The following is a 25407-nucleotide window of genomic DNA, read 5'->3' as shown; positions in this document are numbered from 1 at the left end:
GTATCGGCCTCACAGCTCCTGGTCTTTCAACTCGATGTCCGCGACGACCTCGTAGGGGTGTTTCTCCTTGCGGATTCCGTCGAGGATGGTGAACGAGTCGCCGGGCGTGAGGAAGTGCGTACAGACGACACGGCCGAGGTCGGTCGGCGCGAAGCCGTCGATGAAGTCGTACTCCAACAACTTCCCGATGGCGTGTTTCGTCGGAATCTCCCCGAGCATCCGGTCGTTGAGCTTTTTGGCCTTCTTGCCGGCGACCGTGATGTTCGCCAGGGTCTCCTCGATGGCGGCGTCCTCGTCGTAGCGGGTGATGACCGGCTCCATCTGGCCCTTGAGCAGTTTGAACGCGACCTCGTCCTCGGTCATCTCCATGGAGTTGTGGTAGCTGCAGTCGGGTTCGACCAGCATGTACACCTTCCCGCGGTCGTGATAGTCTGGACGCCCAGCCCGGCCGAGCATCTGGCTGAACTCCTGCACCGAGAGCCACTCGATACCCATCGCGAGCGAGTCGAAGACGACCTGTGAGGCCGGGAAGTCGACACCGGCGGCGAGCGCGGCGGTCGTGATGACCGCGGCGATGTCCTGGTTGCCGAACATGCGCTCGACCTTCTTCCGGCGGCCGTAGTCCAGCCCGGCGTGGTAGGGCGCGGCCTGGTACTCCATCTTGCGGGCGATCTCGTGACAGCGCCGCCGCGAGTTGGTGAACACGATGGTCTGGCCGCGGTACCCCTTCGAGGACTTGCGGTCGAACTCGCGTTTCACCAGCCGGTTGATGATGCGCGGTTTCTCCTGCCCGCTGGCGAAGGTGACGTGGCGCTCGATGGGGACCGGACGCTCCTCGAACTCGATGAGTGTCGCACGAAGCTTCTGGGCGAGTTCGGATGGGTTGCCGACGGTCGCAGAGAGGTACACCCACTGGGCCCCGCCGTAGTCCTCGCGCTGTTTCTTGCGCCGGTCGCTGTAGTACTTCAGCCGGGAGATGAGCCCGTCGAGGCGATGGCCGCGGCCGTCCTCCTTGAGGGTGTGGACCTCGTCGATGACGACGGTCCCGATGTCGCCGAGGTCCCTGCCCGTCCGCAGGGCGTGGTCGATACCCTCGTAGGTACCGACGATGACGTCGGCGGAGGGGTCAAAGCGCGACCCCGAGGAGGAGACACGGCTCGCACCGACGCGGATGGTCACGTCGACCATGTCGCCGTAGCGCTCCTCGAAGTCCTCGTGTTTCTGGTTGGCGAGGGCGACGAGGGGCACCAGGAACAGCATCTTCCCTTTCCCGTTGAGGACGTTGTTGATGCCCGCCATCTCCCCGATGAGGGTCTTCCCCGTCGCCGTTGCACTCACGACGAGCTGGTCGTCGCCGTCGAAGAGGCCGTTGTCCACGGCGAGGCTCTGGACCGGCAGGAGCGTCTCGAAGCGGTCTTCGAGCATTCCCTGCAGACCGGGGTGGAGGGTCAGGGTATCCGTCCGGACGAGTTCGATGTCGTCGGTCGTCGCAGAAATCTCGTCGAACTTGGTGAGGTCGGGGTCGAGTTCGCCCTTGAGCAGGTTCTTTATCTTCTCGATGTCCTGCACCTCGAGCATCAGCTCTTCGAGGCGGTCCTGGGCTGCTCCAGTGAACTCGCCGTGGTAGGCGAGTTCCTGTTCGAGTTCGGCGACCGCACAGTCGACGCAGATGTAGTCCTGCCCGGACTTGACGGCGGTGTCGGCGGTGACGGGCGAGTAGCGCCCGTCGGAGGCGCAGTAGCGACAGGTCCGGACCACCTTCGCCTCCAGCTGGTAGCCGTCTAACATCTCGCGCAACTCGTCGCGAGCCGGTTTCGTGGTCTGCTCGGAGATGCGGATGCGGGCTGCTCGACGGGCTATCTCGACGAACTCGTCGGGACTGCGTGGCTCCTCCGAGGAGCCGCGGATGACCCGGAACCGACCGGGGCGGGGGCCGGCGCTGGTCTCTTTGAGCTCCAGCTTCGCGCGGAAGACGCGTTTGCCGTCGCGCACCACGACCGCGAGGTAAGTGTCTCCGGTCTCGTGGAGGAACAACGTGTCGACGCGCTGGACCTGTTTAGACACGGCTGGCGATACGTGAGTGGGGTATTTCAGGGTTCTGCGTTCCGGTCGGTCCGGGCGCCCGGTTGCGAGTGTTCAGTGTTCGGTAGTCAATCGCGATTGACCGTGGCCGCCCGTCGCTCGGGGTCGACGTCGGCTTCGGCGTCCTCGCTGACGATGAGGTCACAGAAGGGGACCGTCGGGTCGTAGAGCCTGAGATATGCCCGGTAGGTGGTGGCGACCTCGGTGGCCTCCGCGGCGGTCTGGCGGTCGTCGAACCGGAGCCCGGAAAGCGGGGCTGGGGTCTCACCGGACTTCGCACAGACCACGTGGTACGGGCCACCCGGGGCGTGGAGGGCATCCAGGTGGGCTCGAATCTCGCCGAACCCGTCACGAAAGTGTGCCATCGTACTCGTGTCGATGTGCTATGAATAAAAAATCGTTATGGATTGCGCGAGATACTGCCGGCACCGTCAATCTGGCTTTAGGCCACCCGAAAGCGGTTGGATTCGATACACGTGGGGGCTGCTGCACGAGGATTCGGTATGTTTTTAGGGCGGCCTAAATTATGTCGGTGTATGACCGCCCCCGCCGAGCGCCTTCGACGCGCTCGACGCACCGTCGCCGACCTCGCCAGCGACCACGGTAGTTTCGTCGTCGCCTGTTCGACCACCGGCCACCGGCCCGAACCCGCGACCGGTGCCCGGTTCGAAACCCGTGACGAGGCCCAGGAGGCCGCCGACGCGACGCTGGAGTACCAGACCGCGATGCGGGAACTCGACCCCGAGCACCCGACGTACCGCCCGACCGTGTACGAGGGCGACGACACGCCCATGCACGTCGCGACGACCCGCTCCCGGGCGAAGGGCATGCGCTCGAACGGCCTCCCGCGAACCCAGGAATCCGTGACGCTGAGCAACGGCCGCGACGGCGAGTGGATCCAGATGGAGAACGCCCCAATCATCCACCTCTCCCGGGACGACGGCCCCTTCGACGACGACGTAGTGGCGCGCCAACTGGACGCGAAGCTCTCGGACTGAGAGTTCGGCTGTCCGGGAGAACGGGACTCTTACTCCTCTTCCTCGTCGTCCGGCTTGGGCGTCCCGAAGATGCCGCGGAACAGGCCGACGGCTGCGCGGGACCGGGTCGTGCGAGGCTGCGACTGACGCTTGCTCATACGTTTTAGGCTAGCCTAAACAGTCAAAAGTGTACCGGAACCTCGTGTTCAGCCGACTACTCCCGAAGTTCGATGGTATCGTCCCCGTTGGGCACCGCACAGAGGAACGCGCCCTGCGTGTCGCTCTCGTTGCGGTACCAGTGGACCGTACCAGCCGGAATCAGGAGCGAGTCACCCGGTTCGACCCGGTACTCCTCCTCCCCGATTCCCACGACGTACTCGCCTTCGAGTACGTACTGCTCGTGCTCGACCGCGTTGGTGTGCTTCGGGACCTCGGTGCCGGGGTCGAGCGTGAAGCGTCGGATGGCGAAGTGCGGGGCACCGTGCTCTTCCGAGACGAGCACGCCCTTGCGCAGGCCGGCGGCGGCGTCTACGTCCTCGTAGTCGATGTCTGCGGCGCGTCGAACGAGTGGATCGGGGTCGCTCATGGGCGACGGTAGGCCGGCCTGGCACTTAATCGGCCTCCCTTTTAAGTCACTACCGTGGCTACTGTGCGGTATGCGAAGTTTCCGTATCGGGTCGCTCTTCGGCATCCCGATCAAGCTGGACCTGACGTTCCTGCTGGTGCTTCCCCTGTTCGCCTATCTCATCGGTGACCGCGTCGCGGCGGTCGCGGACCTGATGAACCAGGCCTTCGGGGCTGGCCTGCCCATCGGACCGCTCACCACCGGGCCGACCCCGTGGATCGTCGGGTCGGCCGCGGCCATCGGTCTGTTCGTCGGGGTCGTCCTGCACGAACTCGGCCACTCGCTGGTCGCGATGCGGTATGGCTACCCCATCGACTCGATCACGCTGTGGATATTCGGCGGCATCGCCTCCCTCTCGGAGATGCCCGAGGACTGGAAGGAAGAGCTCCAGATAGCCATCGCCGGCCCCATCGTCTCGGTCGTGGTCGGCGTCGTCTCCGCGGTCGCGTTCGTCGCGCTCCCGTCGGGCTACCCCGCCCCACGATTCGTCGTCGGCTACCTCGCGCTGATGAACATCTCGCTCGCGGCGTTCAACATGCTTCCCGGCTTCCCGATGGACGGGGGCCGTGTGCTGCGCGCCCTGCTCGCTCGCACGCGACCGTACGCCAGAGCGACGCAGATCGCCGCCGAGGTCGGCAAACTGTTCGCGCTCCTGCTCGGCCTGTTCGGCCTGTTCACCTTCCAGATTCTGCTCATCGGTATCGCCTTCTTCGTCTACATCGGGGCTTCTTCGGAGGCCCAGCAGGTCGTGATGAAGGCGGCGTTCCAGGACGTCACCGTCCGCGATATCATGACGCCCTGGGAGCGCCTCAACACCATCCAGCGCGACGAGAGCGTGGCGACGCTCATCCAGCGGATGTTCCAGGAACGCCACACCGGCTACCCGGTGCTGGAGAACGGCACCCTCGTCGGACTGGTGACGCTCGAAGACGCCCGCGGTGTCCCGTCGGTCGAGCGGGACGCCTACCTCGTCGAGGAGATAATGTCGACCGACCTCGTCACTATCGGCCCGGACGCCGACGCGATGGAAGCACTCCAGACCATGCAGGAGAAGGGGGTCGGTCGACTTCTCGTGACGGACTACCACGGTGAACTCGTCGGCCTCATCTCCCGCTCGGACCTGATGACCGCGTTCAACATCATCCAGGAGAGCGGGTCTGCGAACCCGGCGACGCGGGCGAGGACGGCTGACTGACGTGACTAGATTTCGAGTATAACGGACGTCCTGCGCGCTTGATTGCATATCGAGTGGTGCGTATCGAACCGGTTTTCGGGTGTTTCAGCGCACTCTGGCCATAAGTTATATATTTGGTCTATAATTATCAGCTTGGCCATAATTCTTAAACAATGCTACTCTGTGAGTGTAGCCATGCGTGGGCAAAAGCAACGGCCATGGATTGCCGTGGCGCTGGCAGGTTTGATGGTCCTGTCGGTGCTGGCGGTACCCGGAAGTGTCAGTGCAACGACTACGACGACGCCAGGTGGACTTCCGCCAGCGCCGTACGTGAACCAGAGTGATACGAGTCACGACCCGACGACGCCGACGTCGTTGAGTGTCGCGTACAACGCGACGGGTGAGGTCGGCTCCCCGAGCGACCTCCTGGTTCGGGTCGTCAACGCGAGCTCCGGCAATGCGGTCGCCGGGAACGCGACGCTCGGGACGACTATCGGAACGGCAGACGTCACCATCTCGTCGAACACCTTCGACAGCACCCAGGGCGTCCGATACGAACTGGTGAACAACAGCAATGGGAACGTCCTGGCCTCCGACACCTCCGTTCTCGGGGTCAGCGGCGGCGGTGGTGGCAGCAACACCGTCACCGAGTCGTTCACTATCGTCGACAGCAGTCCGACGACGCACCAGAACGTCACTGTCGACGTGGTACTGAACAACACCGGTTCGTCGACCGAGACGAAGCAGGTGAACATCTACTACGATGGGTCGAAGTTCCCGCGGGTGTCCGAGTCGGTACAGGTTCCACAGGGCGAGCACACGTTCTCGTTCAACGCCAGCTTCGCCACCGACGGCTCGCACACCCTGAAGGTGAACGGTCTCTCGGCGAAGCCGTTGACCGTTTCGAAGACGCCGGTTGAGGTCCAATCCCAGAGCTTCTCGGCGTCCAGAGTCGACCCCGGTGAGCCCGTCTCCTTCAGCGTGGCGCTCCAGAACACCGCCGGGTCGAGCGCCGAACGGCTCGTCGCCATCCAGAAGGACGGGTCGTACCAGACTGTACAGGAGACCTCGACGACCGTCGCCGGGAGCAGCACCGGGACGGTGACGTTCGCCACCGCATTCACAACCCCCGGTGGCCACACGCTCTCCGCCAAGAGCGCGTTCAGCGAGGACGCGAACGTCGTGGTGAACGATTCCGAACTCTCTATCGACAGCATCTCGGTCCCGAGCTCGACGTACACCCGGCAGAAGACGGACATCGACGTCACGGTGAGCAACACCAACGCGTCGTCGAAATCGTACTCCATTGCCGTCCTCGCCACGAAAGACGGGAAGACCAGAGCACTCAACGTGACCACGGTTACGGTTCCCGGCAGCAGCACCCAGACGTTCACGCTGAAGGCGGACAAGATATACAACACGGGTGACTGGTCGGTGACCGCGAACGACTTCGGGAGCCCACAGACGCTCTCGGTCCAGAACCCGCTCAGCGTCACCGGCGTCCACAGTAGCCCGACGCCCATCCAGAAAGGTGACACTGTCACGGTCAACGTGACCTACCAGAACCCGACTGCGAGTTCCCACCAGACGTTCTCGTACCTCTCTGTCTACTCCGAACGGGGTGGCAGCCTCCCGTTCCAGAACAAGCAGGTGACCATCCCGGCGAGCACGACCAAGAACGTGAGCTACACGTTCACCGCGGCGAACGCCGGCGTCTACCACCTGCACACCAGCCAGCAGACGAGCGCCCGGCTCGTCGTGCTCAACGACACCACGGGCACGCCGAACGTGGGCGTCGAACGGCTGTTCACTCCCGACACCGCGGTGAACGACACCGACGCGTTCTTCGGCGTGGTGTTAAATAACACGGGCGACGCCGACGACGTGGTCAACGTCTCGCTCGACATCGGCGGGACGACGGTCACCGAGAAACAGACCTACGTCGCCGGAAGCGGGTTCGGCCGGACCTTCCTCACTCACAACTTCAGCACGACGGGCACGAAGAGCGGGTTCGTCAACGTCACCGACCCGACGACCGAAACCGTCCTGATCTCGAAGTCGGTCGCTATCGACGTCCGCGGACCGGTCGTCGTCGACGGTTCGACGTCCATCGAACACGTCGGCGGGACGGCCCCGTCACAGAACCCGAGCGTCAAGGCGACCTACAGCGGTGGCCACATCGGGTTCCAGATTTCCGACAGTACCGGGTCGTTCCCGACGATGAACCTCACTGGACTCGGTGTCGACAGCACGACCGAGTTCCGTATCAACCTCACCGTTGACAACTACGACCCGCGCGTCCTCGTCAGCAACGGCCGCGGCCTGACGTGGAACACCCAGCCCGGCCAGAACGCCGGTGAGACCAACGTCTCGATACTGGTCCGTCCGGCCCAGCTCGACTACAAGTCGAACTTCTCGAACGGCTACCCACGGTCGCCCAGTGAGTGGGAGGAGAAGGTCCAGAACGATTCGGCCAACTTCGGCTGGCAGCACGCCATCATGCTGGGTATCGGAGACGCGACCATGGCAGCCGATGCGAGCGGTGCGAGCGCACAGAACCTCACCAACATGACGGTGTCGACCGACGCCCAGCTGTTCTCGATGCCGCGGTACGACCCCGGCGGGTCGAACACCGACCCACAGCTGAACATCCCGCTCGCGGCACCGCACGAGACGGTCAACGGGAACACCAACGACGGGTACTACGACGCGTACCTGCCCGACTCGCTGTTGAACGAGTGGGGTGTGACGAACCCGCAGTCCGAGCTGGCCGCCGAGTTCTCCGAGAACTCCACCACCAACTTCGACGTGACCGAGGTCTCCGGTGGCGTCTACGTCAACGTCTCCTTGCACTACTCCAGCGGGACGCTGACGATTCAGCCGAGTAGTAGCGGGAGTGAAAGCGGGAGCGGAAGTGGAAGCGGCAGTGGGAGTGAAAGTGGCAGCGACGGCGGCTCTGCCGACACGACCCCGCCGAACGCTGCTCTCTCCGCCCCGACCAGTGCGACGGTCGGTGATTCCCTCTCGTTCGACGGTTCGGCGTCCACCGACGACACGGGCGTCACCAGTTACGAGTGGGACTTCGACGGTGACGGCTCCTACGAGACGACCGGGGAGACTGCGTCGCACACCTTCGAGTCTACTGGAACCTACACCGTCACGCTCCGCGTGAGTGACGCTGCCGGTTACACCGCGACCGAGTCGGTCTCGGTCACGGTCACCGCAGACGACGAAACCGACGACTCGGCACAGACGACGCAGACCGCCACTGCGACCGCGACGGCCACGCAGACCGCCACTGCGACCGCGACGGCCACGCCGACGGCCACTGCGACCGCGACGCCGACGGCCACTGCGACGGACGCCCCCGCTGGCGACGACACCGCCACCGCGACGGCTACCGACGCGACCCAGGCCGGCGGTGACGACGATTCGTCCGGCGGCAGTATGCCCGGATTCGGCCCGGCAACCGGCCTGCTGGCACTGCTCGCCGCCGTGGCACTGCTGGCTCGGCGGTCCTGAGGAGGCGCTACTGCAGAAGCGGCTCTTTTTTCGATGTATCGGGCTTCTTCGTCGCCCTCGATGGCTTTCGTGAGAGCAGTGTACTGGCTATCGGGCTAGCCCCGTAAATTCTGGTGCGGCTCGGCCGAACTGGAACGGAGGTGACACCAAGCCAGACGGCAGGGGAGGTACGAAAACGAGCACTCGAACGTGACGACGACCGTTGCGTCATTTCATGCTTCCTCGCGGTGCTCCTGACGGAGCACAGGCTCGGACAGTTACGTTCCGCAAAAGGTCCAGGTGCGAGAATTGAACCTCACTCGCTCCGCTCGCTGGTTCGATCTCGAACGTCGAACTTTCAGCTCCTCACGTCCGTTCGTCGTAGAAAGGTCCAGGTGCGAGAATTGAACCCGCGTCTCAGCCTCCACAAGGCTGAAGGATAGTCCACTACCCCAACCCGGACACTGTGTGCAACCACAGGTAATCCAGCGGCGTAAAAATACGTTACGACTCGGGGCTCCCACGACAGACAGACACACGCGCGGTGAGACCGGGGCGTTTTTGGCCGCCACGACGCTATCCAACTGCAAGCGTGGCCATCACGGACAAGATATACGTCAAGAACCACCGGCAGCTCAGCTCCCAGCTGGACACGAACATCCCGAAGGGAGCGTTCAAGGGGGCGACGATGGACATCCTGTTCAACGGTGGGGACAGCCTCGACAAGCTCGACGAGACGACGCGAGAGCGGGTGCTCGACTTCGCGAAGGACTTCATGGACTGTGGCTGTGACAACGCGCCGTACTGTGGCCACCCCGAGCGCAAGTTCATCAGCTACCTGCTGGAACTCCGGGCGCAGGGGATGAACCCGGGCGACATCGTCGACGTGATGGGCGACGATTACATGGTGTACGCCTACGAGGGTGACATCCTCTCGTTCCTCGACGACGGGATTCGAACGCTGGAGGCGATGGAGGAACTGGCTCGCGTCGACGGCAACGACGAGATGCGCCGTCGGGCGAAACAGACGAAAGAGAACCTCTCCCGGTAATCAGTCGCGGCCGGTCGGTCGCAGCCAGTCAGTCGCGGATGCGGTAGGTCGACTCGTCTTCGCGGTCGGCGTCGGTGCCGAGGTCCAGGTCTTCGAGGTGGATGACCTCCTCACCATCTTCGGCCTCTTCGAGCGTTTCCCGGAGGTGCGTGACGTACTGTTTGTACTCGTCGAGTTGCTCGCGGAGGTGGTCGGCTTCGAGTTCCAGGCGTTCGTGCTCGCGGACGAAACTCTTTGGCACCTCGACCTTCGGTGGCCACTCGTCCTCACTGACCCCGTCGTTCTCCGGCACCTCGTGTTCTGGCAGCACCTCGACCTGACCGTCGTGGGCGACGAGCATGTCGACGTAGTCGCGGAAGACCGCCGAGAGGGAGATGTCGCGTTCCGCCGCAATCTCCTGGAGCGTGTCGAACGCGTCCTCGTTCACGCGGAAGGAGATCGTCTTGTTCTTGTTGCCCATCTCGTGGTAGGGTAGGGACGCGGACGTACTTGAAGTTTCGTCAGACGATTGTCGAAACCGCCGGCTGTCGGGCGGTCAACCGGATAAAAGACGGTATCGGTCGGTGTCGGCGCTACTCAGACTGCGGCTTCTGCTTCGTCTTCGTCCGCGTCGTCGTCGCTCACGCCGTCCATGCTCTCCAGTGCCTGAATCACTTCGTCCCGGTACATACCGAGCATGTCGGGGTCGTAGTGTTCGCGGGCCATGGCGGCGTACTCGTTCGTCTCGTCGTCGAACGCCTCGATGCGGTCGAGGGTGCGTTCGGCGGCTTCGACGACCCAGCGGTTGCGGGTGGCCTCGTCCACCGGCGTGATGGACTCCGGCCGCAGAGAGACGTTGATGGTGCCGTCGTCGGTCTCGAACGTACGCGGCTTGCCCACGACGGAGACGTACGCGGGCGGTTCGGTCTCGCGCAGGAACGAGGCCGCTTCGGGCTGGTACTGGCCAGCGTACACGAAGAACGTGCCCGTGGGGTCGACCACGCGGCCACGCCAGTACTCCGAGTCGTCACCGATGTCCTCGGTCTCGGTGAGGGTGCCGACGACGAACACGCGGTTGGCGCGGTCGCCCGTCGGCAAGAGCGCGAAGTTGGGGGCACGCTCGTCGTCGGATTCCTTGAACGTGTACGTCGCGTCGTTGAACTCGCGTGCGAAGACGCGCTTTGCGACTTCGCGGGTGGGTGCCTGACTCATGTCACATCGACCTCGCGCGGATGAGAGCCGCTTCTCCACTCGGACTGTCCGTCAGCTCTTCGAGGTCGTCCACGAGGACGTACCGGCCGAAGGTCGGGCCGGAGACGCGGTAGTACGTGCCCATGATGGCGTCGCGAATCTCGTCCGCGACGACCGTGGTGTCGAGCGCGTCCATGGCCATCTGCTTGGCCTCGTCGAGGGTGATGCCCGCGACGGCTTCGGTCGCTTCCTTGTCGAAGATGACCTCGTGGGCGTCGACGCCGTCGTCGACGACGGCCTTGATGCGGAGGTCGAACTCGCCTTCGCCCTCGCCGTGTTCGGCGCAGCGGCCGTTCTGGAGGACGCGGGTGCAGTCCTCCTCGGGGCAGCGCTTGATGAGGCCGCTCCCGGACTGGATGTCCACGAGCGCGCCCTCGACGGTCGTCGAGTCGTCGCCGACTTCGACGTCCTCGTCGAGTTCCTCGATACCGGTCGTCCGGTTGAGCTTGACCGAGAAGTTGCCCTCGTACTCGTCGGTGATGACGTTGGTCAGGTGGTAGGACTTCCCTTCCTCCAGCTTGGGGAGTTCGGAGGTGGTAAAGGAGACGAACTTCTTCGTTCCGGACTCGTCCCCGAGCAGGCCGACCTGTGCGACGGCCTCGGAGCGGGGCTCCCAGAGCTGGGTGACCTTCGCGGTCACGTCTATCCACTGTTCGTCTTCGTCGATGTCACCGAGGAGCATCTCGTCGTTGGCACCGCCACTGCCCAACTCGTCGCGGTCCATACCGGCCTCGTCGAGGTAGTGGGTCCGGACGCTGCGGGTGGCCTCGTCCATGGGGACCTTGAACTCGTTGACGAGTCGGTCGAGACGCTCTTCGATGTCGTCGACGGACACGTCGACGTCGTGTCCGGAGAACTGTTCGTGTATGTCTTCCGCGTGCTGGCGCACATCAGTCATGGTCTCTCTGTCTCCGCGTGTGTTTCGGTGGGAGACGTATCGGGATTGGTGCGCGATGGTATTTAAAGTATCCTAAGGGCAGAGTGAAAGTGAAACTGGTCGGGTCGGGTCCGGGGCGTCCAGTGTCCCGGGTAGTGCCGGCTAGGCCCGAACTCGTTCTGCAGCCACGGTCAGCAGGGTGAACAGCAGGTAGAACGACACCGCGGAGAAGGCGAACCACACCACTGCATCGTCGGCAGTCGTCACCTGGCTACCGCGATTGACCCACGTCGAGAGCGCAGCCACCGCGACTGCGGTACCGAGTCGAGTCCGGTCGAGGAGGGCGCTCGAACTGGCGAGGGGCATGCGGTGTTGCCGGCTTCGGACGGTACGCACTTCGGTCCACGGCCGGTCGGGTGGCCCCGCTGTCTGCTCTCGTAGCCACCGACGTGCCTATGTGGCCCGCGCCGCTACGATTCGACAACAATGCGACCGTTCGTCCCCGGGAGGTGCCCCCGGTGAGCGACCAGAACGACGACCCTGTGGGGCGATTCATCCGCAAGACGTTCCGCTCGGCGGGTCGACAGTACGCGAAGACTCGCTCGAACTTCACGACGGGCCGGCAGGTCAGCAAACTCCCCCGTGACGAGTACGGCCGGGCGAGAATCGTCTGCCGGCGTTACGCGGAAAAGCGCGCCGTGCTGCTGAGCGAGGCCGGGGTCCCCGAGTGCTTCGACCCGGAGAACCCAGACTGCCAGGGCTGTCTCGAGGACATCCAGGAGGGGCAGATAGAGACGTGGTGACGACAGTCGCGCTCGTGCTCGCCGGGGGGACCGGCACCAGACTCTACCCCGCGAGCAGGAGCGACCGTCCCAAGCAGTTCCACGCCTTCGGTGGCGAGGACTCCCTGCTCGCCCGGACCGTCTCCCGTGCGGGCTTCGCCGACGAGACGTACGTCCTCACGGGCGAGCAGTACGCCGACCAGGTCCGCGAGCACGCCCCGGGTGCTGGCGTCCTCGTCGAACCCGAACCCAGGGACACCGGCCCGGCGCTCGCGTACGCGGCCCGCAGAATCCGCGAGCAGGTCGGCGACTGTGTGTTGCTGTGTCTCCCGAGCGACCACCACGTCACGGGCGACTTCGCGACCGTCGCGACCCGCGCCTGTCAGGTTGCAGTGGAAACCGGGGGGTTGGTGACGATGGGCGTGGAGCCGACCCGGCCCGCGACGGGCTACGGCTACATCGAACCAGGGCGGTTCGAGAGGGGTCACGCCCCGGTTCGACAGTTCCGCGAGAAGCCCGACGCCGAGACCGCCGAGACGTTCGTCGAGGACGGGTTCCTCTGGAACGCGGGCATCTTCGCGTGGACGCCCGATGCCTTCCTCCGCGAGTGCGAGGGGACACCGCTGGAACCCGTCGCGACGGCCGACAGTGCAGAAGCAGGCTTCGCACAGGCCGACGCCGAGAGCGTGGACTACGCCGTCCTCGAACGTACCGACGACGCCTACGTCGTTCCGGCCGATTTCGAGTGGGACGACCTCGGTTCGTGGGACGCCTTCGAGCGCCTGCTGGCGGGGGACGACGACGGGACCGCGGTGCTGGGGGACGCCCTGACGATCGATTCGAGCAGGAACGTCGTCGCCAGCGACGAGAAACACGTCTCGCTGGTCGGCGTCGACGACCTGGTCGTCGCGGCCTACGACGACCGCGTGCTCGTCGTGCCGAAAGCCGAGGCACAGCGCGTCCGGGAGGTCGTCTCCGAACTCCGAGAGAACGAACAGTTCTGACTCGTCTTAGCTCCGCGTCCGCCCACCGTCGACCGGCAGCGATGCCCCGGTGACGAAACTGGCCTTCTCGGAGGCCAGGAACGCCACCACGTCGCCGAGTTCCATCGGGTCGCCGATGCGGTTCAGCGGGATGTCCGACGACCAGTCCGCCAGCCCTTCCTCGTAGCTGTCGTACTCGCCGCGCTCGATGGACTGCTCGATGAGTTCCTCGATGCGGCTCGTCTCGTGTGCGCCGGGCATGACGACGTTGGCTCGCACGTCGGGTGCCCACTCGCGGGCGACGGTCTTCACGAGACCGACGACAGCCCGGCGGACAGCGTTCGAGAGCACGAGGCCGTCGATAGCTTCGACGACGCTTGTGGAGGTAATGGCGACCCAGCTCCCCGAGTCGCTCTCGGCCAGATGGGGGTAGGCCTCCTTGAGGGTCCAGACGGCGCTCATCACCAGCAGGTCGTAGGCCGCGTAGAAGTCCTTCTCCGTCATGTCGAGGAACGGGCCCGAGGGCGGGCCGCCCGCGGAGGTGACGAGGTGGTCGAGGCTCCCGAACGCCTCGACGGTGGTGTCGACCACGTCCTCGATGTCGTCGGGGTCCGTGATGTCGGCCTGGCGGGCGAGCACCTCGCCGAAGCCGTAGTTCTCTATCTCCTCGGCGGCCGCGTCGAGCCGGTCGCGGTCGCGGCCACAGATAGTCACGTTCGCGCCCTCGCGGGCGAGCGCCTTCGCGCTCGCGAGCCCGAGGCCGGACGAACTGGCGGTCACCAGTGCGACCTCTCCTTCGAGGTTCAGGTCCATGTCCAGGGAGACGGCCCCATCGCCCTAAGTTCCTGAGTTCTTTACCACGTCTGCCTCGACCATCGCGACCGAGATGGGCAGGCCGAACTTGCCCTCGTCCGTGATGGGGAACTCGACCACCGAGGCGACCGCGTCGGTGTTCAGCGGCCCGTAGATGTGCGGGAAGCCGTTCTCGTACTCGATGTCGGCGTCGACCTTCGACTCGTCGATACAGACGAGCAGGCAATCGTCCGGGAAGTCGTTCGCGGGGTGGTTCGCCACGTCCTCGACCTGCTCGGGTTTCGAGCAGTGGATGAAGCCTTCCTCGTCGAGGCTCGCGGGACGGTACTCGTCGGCGTCGTCGTCCCAGTCGGCCTCGGGGACGATGTGCAGGATGAGTCCCATATCCGTACCAGCGCCTCGACCGCCTAATCCGTGTCCTTCTGCCGGCGGACCTGGACGCTCCCGTCCGTGGTGACGCTGATGAGCAGGTCGTCGCCGACCTCTCGTCCGTCCACCGCGCTGCCGGCGGCGTCGTTCACGACCTTCATCAGGTCCGGCGCGGTGTAGGGGACCTTCACGTCCACCTCGTCACAGGCGTCGTACACCTGCTGGGGCACGTCGTAGAGGTCCGTGCCGGTCTCGACGGTGATGCGGACGGGCGCAGACAGGGCGTCCGCGAACGCGACCGTCTCGCGGGCCTTGGCGACGTTGTCACGGGCGGTCGACTCGACACTGGAGATGTTCGCACGGGAGGTACCGAGGCGTTCGGCGATGGCGGCCTGCGCGTAGCCGCGCTCTCGCAGGGCGAGCACCTCCGCCTGTCGACGCGTCAGGACGCTCTCGGCGGCGGAGAACCCCGTCTCGTCGAGGATGTCGTCTACGTCGGGCAACTCGTCGGCCATGTGGCGGCGTAGGGACCGCCACGCGAAAAAGGGTCGGTGAGAAACGGTGGACTGTCCGAGGGTGGTTCCGGGGTGGTCTGGCGCGTTACTTGCCCCAGAAGTTGTCGCGGCTACCGAGGCGTTCGCGGGATGCGCGGCCGCTTTGCTTTCTCTTGCCCTTCGACGCCGCTTGTTCCTCCTCTTCGTCGTCTTCGTCGTCGTCCTCCATCGGGAGGCGTTCGACCTCCTCGGCCTGGGCGTGGTTGTTGTACACCTTGGTTATCTCGACCCTGGCACGGGCTTCCGGGAGAACCCCGTCGACGAAGATGATGAACCCCTCGTCGGTGCGTCCGATACCGGCCCCGGACTCGTGGATGTCCGTGACGTCGATGACGTGCTCCTCGCCGGGTTTGACCGGCTGGGTCTTCAGGTCGGATATCGGCTGGTCGTAGTTCTTGCACCACTCCATCCCCCCGCGGTCCCCGTAGTGGGCACAGCCCATTCCTGCGATACGTTCCTCGAATCTGGGGCAGTCGTCCGCGAGTGGACAGTCCGACATGGAGTCGACTAACGAGGCAGGCGTCTAAACGCTTGCGCCTTCCCGGAATCAGCCGAACTGTCACGCTCCGCGTGGTATGAGGGTAGGCGACACCTGGCATGGTCTCTCGACCGGGTGCCCGCGAGCGACACTGTTTCACCGCTCCCGCTCGGAGTGCCAGTATGACCCGCCGGGTCCCCGAAGCCGCCATCGTCGTCGGCGTCCTGTTCGCGACGACGTGGCTCGTCTTTCCCGTCCTCGTCGACGACGCCGACCTGTTCTCCACGCCGGCGTCCCTGCTCGGGTACGTCGGCGTCGCAGCGGTCCTGTTCTACCCCTTCGCGGCGTACACCGTCGCCCACGCGGAGGACCCCGACGACACCATCCCGCCCCGGCCCGTGCTGGCCGTGGCCGCCGCCGTCGGCATTGGCTGTGTCGCGGTGGGCCTCCTCGGCGGCGACGCTCTGCTCGGCCTGTTCGTCGGTCTCGGCGTCGCGGTTCCGGCGGCGGTCTATGCGGTCGCCTTCGACGCGGTTTCGCCACCGCCAATCCCGACGCTCCTCACAGGGACACTCCTCGGGGTCGCCGCGGTCGCTGGCGGGCTCGCGCTCGGCCAGCCCTGGCTCGGTGACCTGACTGCACTCCTCGCGTTCTTCCCCGCTCTCGGGACCTACGACCACCTGACGAGCGACCGGCTGCCGACCCGGGCGGTACTCGGGTCGACAGTGCTGGCCGCCGTGGTCGTCGGAGGGCTTGGGTTCGGCGTCGCGGCGTCCCCGACAGCGACCCTGGCCGCGGTGCTCACGGTCGGTTTCGGTGGTGTCGTCGCGGCGCGGGTCGCGGCGGTTCCGCCGGGCGTGAGCTAGCCCTGCTCGTCGGTGTCGAATCGCGGGTCCGGTCACTCGGCGCCGTCCGCCCGCGATTGCACGAGTCCACCGACCCCGAACGCTAGCCCGAACAGCATCGCCGCGAGCCCGATGGCGTCGGGAAAGCTGCCGGACCCGCTGGTCAGCAGGAAGCCACCGAAGACGACGAGTAACAGCCCCAGCCTGTAGGCGTCACTGGCCATGGTGAATCGAACCGCCGGTGCGCTGAAAAGCGTTGTCGTCGTGCGATCTGGTCAGCACGTCGTTCGACTGGCTCTCAGGCCAGCGGCGTCCGTTCGACGACCTGCCCGTCGTAGGTCGGGTACTGCTCGACGATCTCGCCGTCCTCGACGTCGCCCTCTTCTATCATCTCCTCGAGCAGCCACCACGCGACCTCGACGTGGTTCTGCTTGACGGTGTAGAACTCCTCGGGGACCCCCAGGGCCTCGAACACCTCGGGGTCGGTGTAGGTCTTGCCGTACACCAGGGTACCGTCGTCGCTCACGTCGTCGAACTCGCGCCGGACGTTCCGCGCCATGCGCTTGAGGCGGCGGCGGTGCTGGGCGGCGTCCTTGAAGACGCTCGTACAGAAGTAGACGCGCTCGTGGTCGCCCATCACGTCGAGGATGGCCTCGCGGGAGCCGTCGACCGCGGACATGTGGCCCTCCTTGAGCTCGAAGCCCTCCTCCTGCATGCGGCGGTAGTTGCCCTGGCTCATCTCGAACTCGTTGATGTTGCAGAACTCGGCGGCACCCTCGTCGAGGAACTCCAGGAACTCCTCCTCGGGGCGGATGCCCGGAATCTCGAAGGCGGGGGTCAGGCCCTCCTCGCGGGCGATGTACAGAATCTCCTCCCACTCGGTCCCGTGCATGTCGCCCCACAGCTCCAGCGGCGGGTGGAAGCGAATCTCGTCCAGCCCGGCTTCCGAGAGGCGGCGCATGTTCTCGCGCCCGCCCGTGATGCCGGTGTACAGGTGGGTGTGGTGGTCCTCGCCGAACTCGTCTTTCAGCAGGGAGAGGTAGTGACAGGTCCGGTCGAGGGCTTCCTGTGGTTCGCCTCCGGTGATGGAGGTACCCAGCGCGTCCATGCGCCTGGCCTCCGTGATGACGTCCTCGTCGGACTCGACGAGTCGCTCGTTGGCGTACACGTCCGTGACGTTCTTGCGGTTCTCGCCGAGCGGGCAGTAGAAGCAGTCGCGCTGGTCACAGTAGCCGTAGACGAACATGACCATCTTTCCGCCTGCCGCGCACTGCTCACAGCCCTTGGAGATCATTCGTTGTACAGGATAACCGGCCCGAGCGGGAAAAAGCGTGCGAAATGGAGGCGGCGTGGCTCGGGGGTGCATGGCACGTTCGCGACGGGTGCCGCCGGGGCTCTCGACCACCTCGCCCGATGAGGCTTCCGCCCCTTCTTCGTGCTAGCCTCCCTCTAGCACGGTATGGCAATCGACCTGCCGCGCCCGTCCGAGCGCCCCCGTTTCACCCTCGACCGCGGGGTCGAACTGACGGAGGTCATCATGCAGGCCATCGAGTTCGTCGCCGCGGTCGTGATGGTGTTCCTGTTCGCCGTCGGGGTGCTCGACCTCGGGATGCAGATCGCCGGCGCGGTCGGAAGCGGTGACATCACCGACCCACTGGTCGTGGTCGGCTTCATCGACACGGCGCTGTTGCTGTTCATCATCGTGGAGGTGTACCAGACGGTGCTGGCGTACGCCCAGAAGTCACAGACGACCGAAATCGTCCGTATCGTCCTCTACACCGGCGTCATCGCGATGGTCCGGAAGATAATCGTCTTCCGCACCGACGTCTACCCGAGCAAGACCGAGGCGCTCCTGACCGCAGGGGCCTACACCGTGGTCTTGCTCGGACTCGGGGTGTTGCTGTACATCGAACGGACCGCGGGAGACAGGGCAGCTGCGTCGACCGCCGAGGCAGAGGCGTCAGACTAACTCGTCGGTCGTCACGACGGTCGCGAACTCGCCGGAGAGGTGTGCCAGTGCGGCCCGGTGGTTCTCCTCGGCGGAGAGGTGGCCGCCGCCGGGGACCTCGCGGTCGAAGGTCGCGGTGGCGTCCGAGACCAGCACGGGGTCGAATCCCAGATTTTCGGCCATCCGGGTCGTCGTGGAGACGCAGTGGTCCGTGGTGAGCCCGCAGACCACCAGCCGGTCGTGTGGCGTCTCGCGAAGCCACGATTCGAGGTCGGTCCCGATGAAGGCGCTGTTGACGGTCTTCGCGAACACCGGCTCGTCGCCCGCGGGCTCCAGACCCTGCTTGAACTCGTTCCCGGGCGAGTCGGGCCGCAGCGGCGAGTCCGCCTCGGTCGAGTCGTGTTTCGCGTGCGCGACCGGCCAGCCACGCTCGCGCCAGGCCGCCAGCAGCCGCGCCATGTTCTCTTCGGCCGCTGGCGTCGAACGCTCCTCTCCCCAGCCGGGGTCGTCGAAGCCGCACTGGGCGTCTATCAGTAACAGAACGTCGCTCACACCCGGACCTCCAGCGGGCAGTCTTCGAGTTCTTCCTCACCGTCCGGGAGCATGTACTGCTTCCACTCGTGGCTCGTGTCGTCCTCCCACTCGCCGAGGTGGGCGTGCGGGCAGACCGCGTCGTAGTCGTCCAGGCGACCCTGGATTATCTCGCGGGCCCGCTGGCCGGCCGCGGTGTCGCCGGTGACACCCTCGAACACGGCCCGTGGCTGGACCGTCACCTCCAGTCCGTGCGGGTTGTGCCGGCTGTGGCGCTGCTCGTAGCTCGGGGCACGAACCGTCGGGAAGATGGGGTGCCCGCCGAAGCAGAACTCGAACTGGTGGTGGTCCGGGTCGGTCGGGAACTCCTCGGGCCAGGGCTCGGGGTCGTTGTCGTGCAGGAACTGCAGGACGTTCCAGTAGCGCTCGTACCACTCGTCCTCGGAGAGGCCGGTCCCGTCGTGCTGGAAGAACGCGACCAGCGAGGTCCGCGGCGAGTGGTGTTCGTACGTGTTCAGAAACGCCAGCATCACGTCACGGAACCGCAGCAGCGACTCGTCGTCGAGGCCCGGGACGAACGTGTACAGCGCCCAGCCCTTCTCCTCGGAGTCGACGCCGAAGTAACACGGGAACGGCGTGTCGTTGCGCTCGCCGAGGAGGGCGCTTCGGAACTCCTCGTAGTGCTCGACGGCCCAGTCGGGCAGGGTGCCCGCGTCGAGGCGCTCGTGGAGTCGCTCCTGGTCGAACAGGCGGGTGACGTCGGTCCCTGTCAGGGGCGTCGACGGCCCCGAAGTGGCCCGGTGGCTCATACTCCAGAGTTGGAGTACACCGCTTAGTAGGCCACGGTTGGTTCTCGACGCTTGAGAAATCAGGGCCTTCCCGCAGAACCGACGAACACCTCTTGCTCTCCGGCGGCGTACGGGGTTCATGGACGTCCACCCCCTCCGGTTCGGCACCATTCGCGTCAAGGAGGCGCACTACCGCGGCCGGGGCCAGTCCCGGGCCGTGCGGACCCTGCGCTGGGCGCTCGACCGACACTTCCACGACCCGCTACCCATCCTGGGTTGGGTCGTCGACCATCCCGAGGGCCCCATCGTCGTCGACACCGGCGTCCGAACCGGGGCCACCCTGTCGACGTACTACCCGCCGCTGGCGCGCTGGTTCTACCGCTGGCAGTTCCAGGTCGACGTGGGCCCGGAGGACGAACTCGCCGCACAGCTCCAGCGACTGGGATTCGACCCCGACGACGTGGCGACGGTCGTCCTGACCCACGCCCACTTCGACCACGTCGACGGGCTGTGCGACGTCCCCGACGCCGAGGTTGTCTGCTCGCGGCGGGAGTACGAGGACGCGATGGCCGGCGGCGCGCGCTACGGGACCCTGTGGGACCACTTACCGGCACATTTCGACCCGACACTCGTCACCTTCGACGGCTCCGAAATCGGCCCTTTCTCTGCGTCGCACCACCTCGCCCACGGCGTGTTCCTCGTGCCGACACCGGGACACACCCACGGGCACCTCTCGGTCGTCGTCGATACGGGCGACGGCGAACTGTTCCTCGCGGGCGACACCGCCTTCGACCAGCAGAGCCTCATCGAACAGCGTGTCGACGGGGTTGCGATGGACAGTGACGCCCACCGCGAGACCCAGCGACGTATCCTCCGCTTCGCCGCCGAGCGCCCGACCGTCTTCTTGCCCTCGCACGACCTGGACGCCCCGCGCCGGCTGCGCGAACGGGAGTTCTGTCGCGTCCCACCCGAGGTGGTGCCCGCAACCAAAAGCACTTGAACGGCAACGGCGAACCCACGCACTGAATGCTGCTCGTGCTGTGCGTGGACCTCGACGACGACATCGGTCGCAAGACAGGGATTCGGACGCCTGTCGTCGGCCGAGAGAACGTCGAAGAGGCCGCCGTCGCCCTCGCGACCGCGGACCCGGAGGACTCCGACGTGAACGTCCTCTTTCAGGGCATCAACCTGCTCGACACTATCACCGACCAGCAGGTCGAGGTGGCGGCCGTCACCGGCAACGAGAAGAGCGACGTGAGCGCCAATCGGAAGGTCGGTGAGGAGGTCGACGAGGTGCTCGCGGGGCTCTCCACGAGTGAAGAGGTCACGGCCCTCATCGTCACCGACGGGGCACAGGACGAATCCGTCATCCCGGTCATTCGCTCGCGTGTGAAGGTCGACGGGGTCCGGCGGGTCGTCGTCCGGCAGGCCCAGGACCTCGAATCGATGTACTACACGATGAAACAGGTGCTGAACGACCCCGAAACCCGTGGAACGCTGCTCGTCCCCATCGGTATCCTGCTGCTCGTGTACCCGCTCGCCATCGCGGCGACGTTCATGGACGTCACCGTCGGGAGCGTGCTCGGACTCGCGTCGGCCCTGCTCGGGTTCTACCTCATCTCGCGCGGTCTGGGCCTCGGTGACAAACTCGACTCGACCGTCGAGCGCGTGCGAAACAGCCTCTACGCCGGTCGGATGACCCTGCTCTCGTACGTCGTCGCCGCCGCCTTGCTGGTCGTCGGCGGCGTCAGCGGTGCGGAGTACCTCGTCGCCTTCCAGGCGGACCAGTCGGCGACCCTGACCGCCACGCAGGTGCTCGCGGCGCTGACGTTCGGGTCGGTCCGCTGGTTCGCCGCCGCCGGCGTCACGACCAGTCTCGGCCAGATCACCGACGAGTACATCGCGGGCACCCTGGAGTGGCGCTACCTCAACGCGCCGTTCTACGTGGTCGCCATCGGCGCGGTGTTGCACGCCGTCTCGGCGTTCTTCCTCGAACTGCTGAGTCTCTCGAACCTCGCCGCCGTACTCACGGGCGGGACGCTGCTCGGACTGGTCAGCACGCTCGCGTTCGCCATCGCGGAGACACACTTCTCGGAAGGGACGGAGACGGACGCGGAGACCGGGTAACGAGGAAGCGGTCTCCGTCACCGGGTCGACAGCCAGCGTGGCCGTCGTGTTCTGGAGCGTCGCACCAGCGCGTGCCGGCCGAGTGCAGTGCCGGCCAGCACGAGGCCACTGGCGAAGACGAGAGACCATCGGGAGGTCGGGACGAAGGTCCCCACGGGAGGCGGTGCGTCGACATACTGTCAGGCGTCGAGAACAGGCTATCTGTCTTCTGCGGGTGGTCCAGGCCTCAGCGTTCGCGGACGACCACGAACCGCGCTAAATCACGGAGGTACTCGCTGGCTTCCGAATCGCCAGTGTCCACTTTCGACAGCGCGTCGAGCGCTGCCTCTGCTTCCGCCTCGGCGCGCTGGTTCGCCTCCTCGGGCGTGAGGTCGGTCACCTGCACCACCGACGGACGGTCCATCTCGGCGTCCTGCCCTGTCGGCTTCCCGAGGTCGTCGGCGTCCGCGGTCGCGTCGAGCACGTCGTCGCGTATCTGGAAGGCGATACCGACGCGCTCTGCGTACTCACCGAGCGCCTCGATGGTGTAACCGTCCGCGCCGGCCGCCACCGCGCCCAGTTCGGCGGCCGCGCGGAACAGCGCCCCCGTCTTCCGGCGTGCGAGTTCCATGTACTCGCGCTCGTTCGACGGCTGGGCGACGATTTCGGTCGCCTCGCCCTCACCGAGTTCGACCATCGCCTCCGCGACGATCTGCATCGCCTGTGGCTCGGCGGAGAACAGCGCGAACGCCTCGCCGAGCAAGCCGTCGGAGGCGATGATTGCCGGGCCGTAGCCGTACTCCGACCACGCCGCAGCGGTCCCGCGGCGGATTTCGGAGCGGTCGATGATGTCGTCGACGACCAGCGACGCGTTGTGTACCAGTTCGATACCGACGCCGAAGTCCACGGCGTCCTCTGCGTCGCCACCGGCCGTCTCGCAGGCCAGAACGGTCACGGTCGGTCGGACACGTTTGCCGCCCGAAAGCGAGACGTGTCGCAACTCGTCGGCCAACTCGGTGGGCTCGACGGCGTCGAGCACCTCCTCTAACCGGTCGTCGACCAGCCCACGTCGTCGCTCCAGGAACTCCATCACCGACCGCTTAGGAACGGCCCGAAAAGTAGGTGACGGAACGTTTCCGTCAGCTGGGCTGCCGTAAGCCATCTGCGTATCGACCGAACGGCGGTGGGCGGTCGTCGCCGAAAACAGGGACAGCAGTCCCGCTCAGTGGTCGCCGAACTCGAAGCTGTCGTCGGACTGGCTGTCGGCCGATTCGCGCTCTACATCCTCGGGTCGGGTCTCGCCCGGGAGCGCCTGCTCGCCAGTCGCTTCTTCGGGTGCCGTCTCCTCGAACATCACCTGTTCGCCGTCGCCCCACGTCTCGGACTCGACACGTTCCGTGTCGGTCGTGAACCGGTCGAGCGCCTCACTGAGCCGGGACGACTGGTCCGCGAGGTCGCTCGCACTGTTCGACACCTCGGTGAGTGCGGTCGTCTGTTCCTCGGCGGCGGCGGCGACGTTCTCGGCCTCGGCGGTGGTCTCCTCGGAGATAGTGGCGGCCTCGTCGACCATCGCGACGACCTCCTGCGTGGACGCCGCCTGCTGTTCGGACGCGGCGGAGATCTCCTGGACGCCGTCGTTGGTCTGCTGGGCGTACTCGGCGATCTCGTCCAGTGCCTCGACGGCCGCCTGGACGGACCCGGCGTGCTCGGCGATGCGACTGGAGGTGCGCTGGACCTCCTCTGCGGTGCGGTCGGTCTGGTCCTGGATGGTCTCCAGACGCTTCTCGATGTCCTCGGCGGTGTCCTTGGTGTCCTGTGCCAGTTCCTTGACCTGCTGGGCGACGACCGCGAACCCGTCTCCGGCTCCATCACCGTCACCGGCGGCTGCGCCCCGCGAGGCCTCGATGTTGGCGTTCAGCGCGAGCATGTTCGTCTCCTTCGCCAACCCGGAGATGAACTCGATGAGTTCGTCGATCTGTTCCATCTCGGCTTCGAGGGCCTCGATGGCGTCGACGGCCTCCTCGGACTCGTCTTTGATCTCACTCATGCCCTCGATGGCTTCCTGTGCGGCGTCACGACCGCTCCGGCCCGTCTGGGCGGTGCGTTCGGCGAGGTCGGCGACCTCGTTGGAGGACGCGGCGATCTCTTCGGTGGTGGTCGACAGCGCGTCCATCTCCGTGTTGACGGACTGGAGGCTCTGGTTCTGGCGCTCTGCTCCGTCGGAGATCTCCTGGACCGACTCGGTCACCTGTTCGGAGGCGGACCGGACCTCTTCGGAGCTGGCGGTGACCTCCTCGGAGGCCGTCGCCACGTCGCTCGCGAACGTCTTGACCCGGTCGGTCGTCTCCTCCAGTTCCGCGACCATCCGGTTGAACTCGTTGGCGATGTCGGCCATCGCCTCGGACTGGGACTGGGCGTCCATGCGCTGGGTGAGGTCCCCGGCGGCACACGCCTGCATCACGTCGCGGTACTGGTCGGCCTTCCGCTCGAGGTGGCGGTTCATCTGCTCGGCTTCCGCCTGGGCCTGCTCTGCTTCCGTCCGTGCCTGTTGGACGGCGGCAATCTGTTCCTGCAGGGATTCGCGCATGCTGTCGATGGAGTTGTACAGCTGGCCGATCTCGTCGACGCGAGACGACTCGATTTCGGTCTGGAGGTCGCCCGCTTCGATGTCACCGGCCTTGTTCGACAGGTTCGCGACCGATTTGACCGTGTTCCGGCCGATGGTCATCCCGATGAGGATGATGCTCCCGAACGCCAGCCCGAGCATCGTGACCAGCTGGGTCAGGATGGAGTCCTGAAGCGCGAACGCCTGCGATTGTGGGACTCGCCGGGTGACGGTCCAGTCCTCGGTCGTCAGGTCGCGGTAGCCGACGGCTTTCGCACCTGCCTCTGTATCGAGGGTCTGGAAGTGTTCGCCACTCTCGAGTGCACTGGCGTCGACGACGTCCTTCTGTAGAATCTGTGACCGTTCGGCCGACAGCATCACCGTCCCGGAGTCGTCGACGACGACGACCTCGCCGTAGCTCACCTGCGGGAGTGCCGTCACCGACAGGAGCTGCATGTCGAGCACCGCGACGAACGACTGGTCCGGCCTGTTCGGGACGTCACTACGGACGACCATCACCTGTGAGTTCTGGATGTTGAAGGGGACACTGGTCGCGACCTGCCCGGGTGCGGCCGAGTCCATCTCGTCCAGCTTCGCCGCGAACCCGTCCGAGAGCGTGTTCCCGCTCGCCCCCGTGCCCTTGCCGACCTGCTGTTGTATCTCTCCCGTCGCAGTGTTGACGAAATATATCGAATCGACGTACTCGTCCGACGCCGCGCTCTGCATCAACGCGGTGACCTGGTCGGTGCCGCCATCGCTCTGGACGGCGTCGGACGTACTCAGACCCTGTACCGCGGTTCGGGTCTCGCGCAACGTCTGGTCGATGAACTGTGCTTGCATCTCGGCACTGGTCGATAGCTCCCGGCTCGTGTCCTCCTGGAGCGCCGTCCCCGTTTCGAGGTAGATGTACCCGCCGACACCACCGATGACGACGAGCACACTGAACAGCGCGAGTGCGAACTTCAACGCGTAACTTCGCCGGATTGGCCCCGGCATGATACGTCCCAACACACCTGACATTACATGCAGGTGTTCCTCGAAACGTATGTATCTTTCTTCGATGAGGGTTACATTTCGCCAGCAGGAAG

General features: G+C 65.6%; 27 protein-coding genes and 1 tRNA gene. 10 read left to right on the top strand and 18 right to left on the bottom strand.

Annotated features, from left to right (window positions below):
- Positions 1 to 9 precede the first annotated feature (9 nt).
- Positions 10 to 2064: a DEAD/DEAH box helicase gene (locus ACSC1R_RS04070; protein ID WP_439027796.1), complete on the bottom strand. Its 2055-nt coding sequence runs from the start codon at positions 2062 to 2064 to the stop codon at positions 10 to 12.
- 86 nt (positions 2065 to 2150) lie between these two features.
- The gene (locus ACSC1R_RS04065) at positions 2151 to 2447 is read right to left on the bottom strand and encodes a DUF7552 domain-containing protein (protein WP_439027795.1); all 297 of its coding nucleotides are present in this window, start codon (positions 2445 to 2447) and stop codon (positions 2151 to 2153) included.
- 171 nt (positions 2448 to 2618) lie between these two features.
- On the opposite strand from ACSC1R_RS04065, the gene ACSC1R_RS04060 reads away from it, so the two are divergent.
- Positions 2619 to 3080 (top strand): DUF7552 domain-containing protein, encoded by a 462-nt coding sequence (locus ACSC1R_RS04060; protein WP_439027794.1) that lies wholly within the window; start codon positions 2619 to 2621, stop codon positions 3078 to 3080.
- Between the two features lie 193 nt (positions 3081 to 3273).
- On the opposite strand, the gene ACSC1R_RS04055 is transcribed toward ACSC1R_RS04060, so the two are convergent.
- Positions 3274 to 3645 carry a cupin domain-containing protein gene (locus tag ACSC1R_RS04055; RefSeq protein ID WP_439027793.1) on the bottom strand — a complete coding sequence of 124 codons (372 nt, stop codon included), beginning with the start codon at positions 3643 to 3645 and terminating at the stop codon, positions 3274 to 3276.
- A 70-nt stretch (positions 3646 to 3715) separates the two neighbouring features.
- Between ACSC1R_RS04055 and ACSC1R_RS04050 the strand changes: the two genes are divergently transcribed.
- The gene (locus ACSC1R_RS04050; protein ID WP_439027792.1) at positions 3716 to 4879 is read left to right on the top strand and encodes a CBS domain-containing protein; all 1164 of its coding nucleotides are present in this window, start codon (positions 3716 to 3718) and stop codon (positions 4877 to 4879) included.
- Positions 4880 to 5188: 309 nt separating this feature from the next.
- Positions 5189 to 8380, top strand: coding sequence for a PKD domain-containing protein (locus ACSC1R_RS04045; protein ID WP_439027791.1), 3192 nt, complete (start codon positions 5189 to 5191; stop codon positions 8378 to 8380).
- Positions 8381 to 8748: 368 nt separating this feature from the next.
- On the opposite strand, the gene ACSC1R_RS04040 is transcribed toward ACSC1R_RS04045, so the two are convergent.
- Positions 8749 to 8821 (bottom strand) — tRNA-His (locus tag ACSC1R_RS04040).
- A 130-nt stretch (positions 8822 to 8951) separates the two neighbouring features.
- On the opposite strand from ACSC1R_RS04040, the gene ACSC1R_RS04035 reads away from it, so the two are divergent.
- Positions 8952 to 9410, top strand: a complete 459-nt coding sequence (locus ACSC1R_RS04035; RefSeq protein ID WP_439027790.1) for a DUF5814 domain-containing protein — start codon at positions 8952 to 8954, stop codon at positions 9408 to 9410.
- Between the two features lie 28 nt (positions 9411 to 9438).
- On the opposite strand, the gene ACSC1R_RS04030 is transcribed toward ACSC1R_RS04035, so the two are convergent.
- The 4 genes from ACSC1R_RS04030 to ACSC1R_RS04015 form a co-directional block, all read right to left on the bottom strand.
- Positions 9439 to 9870, bottom strand: coding sequence for a ribbon-helix-helix protein, CopG family (locus ACSC1R_RS04030; RefSeq protein WP_439027789.1), 432 nt, complete (start codon positions 9868 to 9870; stop codon positions 9439 to 9441).
- Between the two features lie 116 nt (positions 9871 to 9986).
- Positions 9987 to 10601, bottom strand: coding sequence for an RPA family protein (locus ACSC1R_RS04025; protein WP_439027788.1), 615 nt, complete (start codon positions 10599 to 10601; stop codon positions 9987 to 9989).
- Position 10602: 1 nt separating this feature from the next.
- Complete coding sequence (locus ACSC1R_RS04020; protein WP_439027787.1) at positions 10603 to 11538, bottom strand: replication factor A; 936 nt, start codon at positions 11536 to 11538, stop codon at positions 10603 to 10605.
- 141 nt (positions 11539 to 11679) lie between these two features.
- Positions 11680 to 11883 (bottom strand): hypothetical protein, encoded by a 204-nt coding sequence (locus tag ACSC1R_RS04015; protein WP_439027786.1) that lies wholly within the window; start codon positions 11881 to 11883, stop codon positions 11680 to 11682.
- A gap of 152 nt (positions 11884 to 12035) precedes the next feature.
- On the opposite strand from ACSC1R_RS04015, the gene ACSC1R_RS04010 reads away from it, so the two are divergent.
- Together ACSC1R_RS04010 and ACSC1R_RS04005 are read left to right on the top strand one after the other, a co-directional pair.
- The gene (locus ACSC1R_RS04010; RefSeq protein WP_439027785.1) at positions 12036 to 12320 is read left to right on the top strand and encodes a DUF7091 family protein; all 285 of its coding nucleotides are present in this window, start codon (positions 12036 to 12038) and stop codon (positions 12318 to 12320) included.
- Positions 12314 to 13303 carry a mannose-1-phosphate guanylyltransferase gene (locus tag ACSC1R_RS04005; protein ID WP_439027784.1) on the top strand — a complete coding sequence of 330 codons (990 nt, stop codon included), beginning with the start codon at positions 12314 to 12316 and terminating at the stop codon, positions 13301 to 13303. The genes ACSC1R_RS04010 and ACSC1R_RS04005 overlap by 7 nt, the downstream gene beginning before the upstream one ends.
- Positions 13304 to 13309: 6 nt before the next feature.
- On the opposite strand, the gene ACSC1R_RS04000 is transcribed toward ACSC1R_RS04005, so the two are convergent.
- The 4 genes from ACSC1R_RS04000 to ACSC1R_RS03985 form a co-directional block, all read right to left on the bottom strand.
- Positions 13310 to 14095 carry an SDR family oxidoreductase gene (locus ACSC1R_RS04000; protein WP_439027783.1) on the bottom strand — a complete coding sequence of 262 codons (786 nt, stop codon included), beginning with the start codon at positions 14093 to 14095 and terminating at the stop codon, positions 13310 to 13312.
- Between the two features lie 24 nt (positions 14096 to 14119).
- Complete coding sequence (locus tag ACSC1R_RS03995; RefSeq protein WP_439027782.1) at positions 14120 to 14479, bottom strand: DUF952 domain-containing protein; 360 nt, start codon at positions 14477 to 14479, stop codon at positions 14120 to 14122.
- A 23-nt stretch (positions 14480 to 14502) separates the two neighbouring features.
- Positions 14503 to 14979, bottom strand: coding sequence for a Tfx family DNA-binding protein (locus ACSC1R_RS03990; RefSeq protein ID WP_439027781.1), 477 nt, complete (start codon positions 14977 to 14979; stop codon positions 14503 to 14505).
- A gap of 85 nt (positions 14980 to 15064) precedes the next feature.
- Positions 15065 to 15517 (bottom strand): TRAM domain-containing protein, encoded by a 453-nt coding sequence (locus ACSC1R_RS03985; protein ID WP_439027780.1) that lies wholly within the window; start codon positions 15515 to 15517, stop codon positions 15065 to 15067.
- Between the two features lie 161 nt (positions 15518 to 15678).
- Here ACSC1R_RS03985 and ACSC1R_RS03980 point away from each other — a divergent pair, with 161 nt between their 5' ends.
- Positions 15679 to 16362, top strand: a complete 684-nt coding sequence (locus ACSC1R_RS03980; RefSeq protein ID WP_439027779.1) for a hypothetical protein — start codon at positions 15679 to 15681, stop codon at positions 16360 to 16362.
- A 32-nt stretch (positions 16363 to 16394) separates the two neighbouring features.
- On the opposite strand, the gene ACSC1R_RS03975 is transcribed toward ACSC1R_RS03980, so the two are convergent.
- Both ACSC1R_RS03975 and ACSC1R_RS03970 read right to left on the bottom strand, forming a co-directional pair.
- On the bottom strand, positions 16395 to 16565 hold the full coding sequence (locus ACSC1R_RS03975; RefSeq protein WP_439027778.1) for a hypothetical protein: 171 nt from the start codon (positions 16563 to 16565) through the stop codon (positions 16395 to 16397).
- Positions 16566 to 16639: 74 nt separating this feature from the next.
- Complete coding sequence (locus ACSC1R_RS03970) at positions 16640 to 17635, bottom strand: radical SAM protein (RefSeq protein WP_439027777.1); 996 nt, start codon at positions 17633 to 17635, stop codon at positions 16640 to 16642.
- Positions 17636 to 17800: 165 nt separating this feature from the next.
- Here ACSC1R_RS03970 and ACSC1R_RS03965 point away from each other — a divergent pair, with 165 nt between their 5' ends.
- Positions 17801 to 18310: a phosphate-starvation-inducible PsiE family protein gene (locus tag ACSC1R_RS03965; RefSeq protein WP_439027776.1), complete on the top strand. Its 510-nt coding sequence runs from the start codon at positions 17801 to 17803 to the stop codon at positions 18308 to 18310.
- Here the strand turns inward: ACSC1R_RS03965 and ACSC1R_RS03960 are convergent.
- Positions 18302 to 18841: a cysteine hydrolase family protein gene (locus tag ACSC1R_RS03960; protein ID WP_439027775.1), complete on the bottom strand. Its 540-nt coding sequence runs from the start codon at positions 18839 to 18841 to the stop codon at positions 18302 to 18304. The genes ACSC1R_RS03965 and ACSC1R_RS03960 overlap by 9 nt on opposite strands.
- Positions 18838 to 19629 (bottom strand): YqcI/YcgG family protein, encoded by a 792-nt coding sequence (locus ACSC1R_RS03955; RefSeq protein WP_439027774.1) that lies wholly within the window; start codon positions 19627 to 19629, stop codon positions 18838 to 18840. The genes ACSC1R_RS03960 and ACSC1R_RS03955 overlap by 4 nt, the downstream gene beginning before the upstream one ends.
- A 118-nt stretch (positions 19630 to 19747) precedes the next feature.
- On the opposite strand from ACSC1R_RS03955, the gene ACSC1R_RS03950 reads away from it, so the two are divergent.
- A complete protein-coding gene (locus ACSC1R_RS03950; protein WP_439027773.1) occupies positions 19748 to 20608 on the top strand; it encodes an N-acyl homoserine lactonase family protein in 861 nt (286 codons plus the stop codon).
- 26 nt (positions 20609 to 20634) lie between these two features.
- Positions 20635 to 21735, top strand: coding sequence for a DUF373 family protein (locus ACSC1R_RS03945; protein ID WP_439027772.1), 1101 nt, complete (start codon positions 20635 to 20637; stop codon positions 21733 to 21735).
- 226 nt (positions 21736 to 21961) lie between these two features.
- On the opposite strand, the gene ACSC1R_RS03940 is transcribed toward ACSC1R_RS03945, so the two are convergent.
- The gene (locus ACSC1R_RS03940) at positions 21962 to 22804 is read right to left on the bottom strand and encodes a polyprenyl synthetase family protein (protein WP_439027771.1); all 843 of its coding nucleotides are present in this window, start codon (positions 22802 to 22804) and stop codon (positions 21962 to 21964) included.
- A gap of 132 nt (positions 22805 to 22936) precedes the next feature.
- Positions 22937 to 25339 (bottom strand): methyl-accepting chemotaxis protein, encoded by a 2403-nt coding sequence (locus ACSC1R_RS03935; RefSeq protein ID WP_439027770.1) that lies wholly within the window; start codon positions 25337 to 25339, stop codon positions 22937 to 22939.
- Between the last annotated feature and the right edge of the window lie 68 nt (positions 25340 to 25407).

Origin of the sequence: Haloarchaeobius ordinarius (assembly GCF_051801355.1) — an archaeon.
In the GTDB taxonomy this organism is placed as follows: Archaea; Halobacteriota; Halobacteria; order Halobacteriales; family Natrialbaceae; genus Haloarchaeobius.
The sequence above is the reverse complement of the archived record's forward strand: the minus strand, read 5'-3'. Positions and strand labels throughout refer to the sequence as shown.

Bases quoted from the DNA above. Each gene is read 5' to 3' on its own strand.
- ACSC1R_RS04065 (WP_439027795.1), bottom strand. From the start codon at position 2,447: ATGGCACACTTTCGTGACGGGTTCGGCGAGATTCGAGCCCACCTGGAT.
- ACSC1R_RS04060 (WP_439027794.1), top strand. From the start codon at position 2,619: ATGACCGCCCCCGCCGAGCGCCTTCGACGCGCTCGACGCACCGTCGCC.
- ACSC1R_RS04055 (WP_439027793.1), bottom strand. From the start codon at position 3,645: ATGAGCGACCCCGATCCACTCGTTCGACGCGCCGCAGACATCGACTAC.
- ACSC1R_RS04050 (WP_439027792.1), top strand. From the start codon at position 3,716: ATGCGAAGTTTCCGTATCGGGTCGCTCTTCGGCATCCCGATCAAGCTG.
- ACSC1R_RS04030 (WP_439027789.1), bottom strand. From the start codon at position 9,870: ATGGGCAACAAGAACAAGACGATCTCCTTCCGCGTGAACGAGGACGCG.
- ACSC1R_RS04025 (WP_439027788.1), bottom strand. From the start codon at position 10,601: ATGAGTCAGGCACCCACCCGCGAAGTCGCAAAGCGCGTCTTCGCACGC.
- ACSC1R_RS04020 (WP_439027787.1), bottom strand. From the start codon at position 11,538: ATGACTGATGTGCGCCAGCACGCGGAAGACATACACGAACAGTTCTCC.
- ACSC1R_RS04015 (WP_439027786.1), bottom strand. From the start codon at position 11,883: ATGCCCCTCGCCAGTTCGAGCGCCCTCCTCGACCGGACTCGACTCGGT.
- ACSC1R_RS04000 (WP_439027783.1), bottom strand. From the start codon at position 14,095: ATGGACCTGAACCTCGAAGGAGAGGTCGCACTGGTGACCGCCAGTTCG.
- ACSC1R_RS03995 (WP_439027782.1), bottom strand. From the start codon at position 14,479: ATGGGACTCATCCTGCACATCGTCCCCGAGGCCGACTGGGACGACGAC.
- ACSC1R_RS03990 (WP_439027781.1), bottom strand. From the start codon at position 14,979: ATGGCCGACGAGTTGCCCGACGTAGACGACATCCTCGACGAGACGGGG.
- ACSC1R_RS03985 (WP_439027780.1), bottom strand. From the start codon at position 15,517: ATGTCGGACTGTCCACTCGCGGACGACTGCCCCAGATTCGAGGAACGT.
- ACSC1R_RS03980 (WP_439027779.1), top strand. From the start codon at position 15,679: ATGACCCGCCGGGTCCCCGAAGCCGCCATCGTCGTCGGCGTCCTGTTC.
- ACSC1R_RS03975 (WP_439027778.1), bottom strand. From the start codon at position 16,565: ATGGCCAGTGACGCCTACAGGCTGGGGCTGTTACTCGTCGTCTTCGGT.
- ACSC1R_RS03970 (WP_439027777.1), bottom strand. From the start codon at position 17,635: ATGATCTCCAAGGGCTGTGAGCAGTGCGCGGCAGGCGGAAAGATGGTC.
- ACSC1R_RS03965 (WP_439027776.1), top strand. From the start codon at position 17,801: ATGGCAATCGACCTGCCGCGCCCGTCCGAGCGCCCCCGTTTCACCCTC.
- ACSC1R_RS03955 (WP_439027774.1), bottom strand. From the start codon at position 19,629: ATGAGCCACCGGGCCACTTCGGGGCCGTCGACGCCCCTGACAGGGACC.
- ACSC1R_RS03950 (WP_439027773.1), top strand. From the start codon at position 19,748: ATGGACGTCCACCCCCTCCGGTTCGGCACCATTCGCGTCAAGGAGGCG.
- ACSC1R_RS03945 (WP_439027772.1), top strand. From the start codon at position 20,635: ATGCTGCTCGTGCTGTGCGTGGACCTCGACGACGACATCGGTCGCAAG.
- ACSC1R_RS03940 (WP_439027771.1), bottom strand. From the start codon at position 22,804: ATGGAGTTCCTGGAGCGACGACGTGGGCTGGTCGACGACCGGTTAGAG.
- ACSC1R_RS03935 (WP_439027770.1), bottom strand. From the start codon at position 25,339: ATGTCAGGTGTGTTGGGACGTATCATGCCGGGGCCAATCCGGCGAAGT.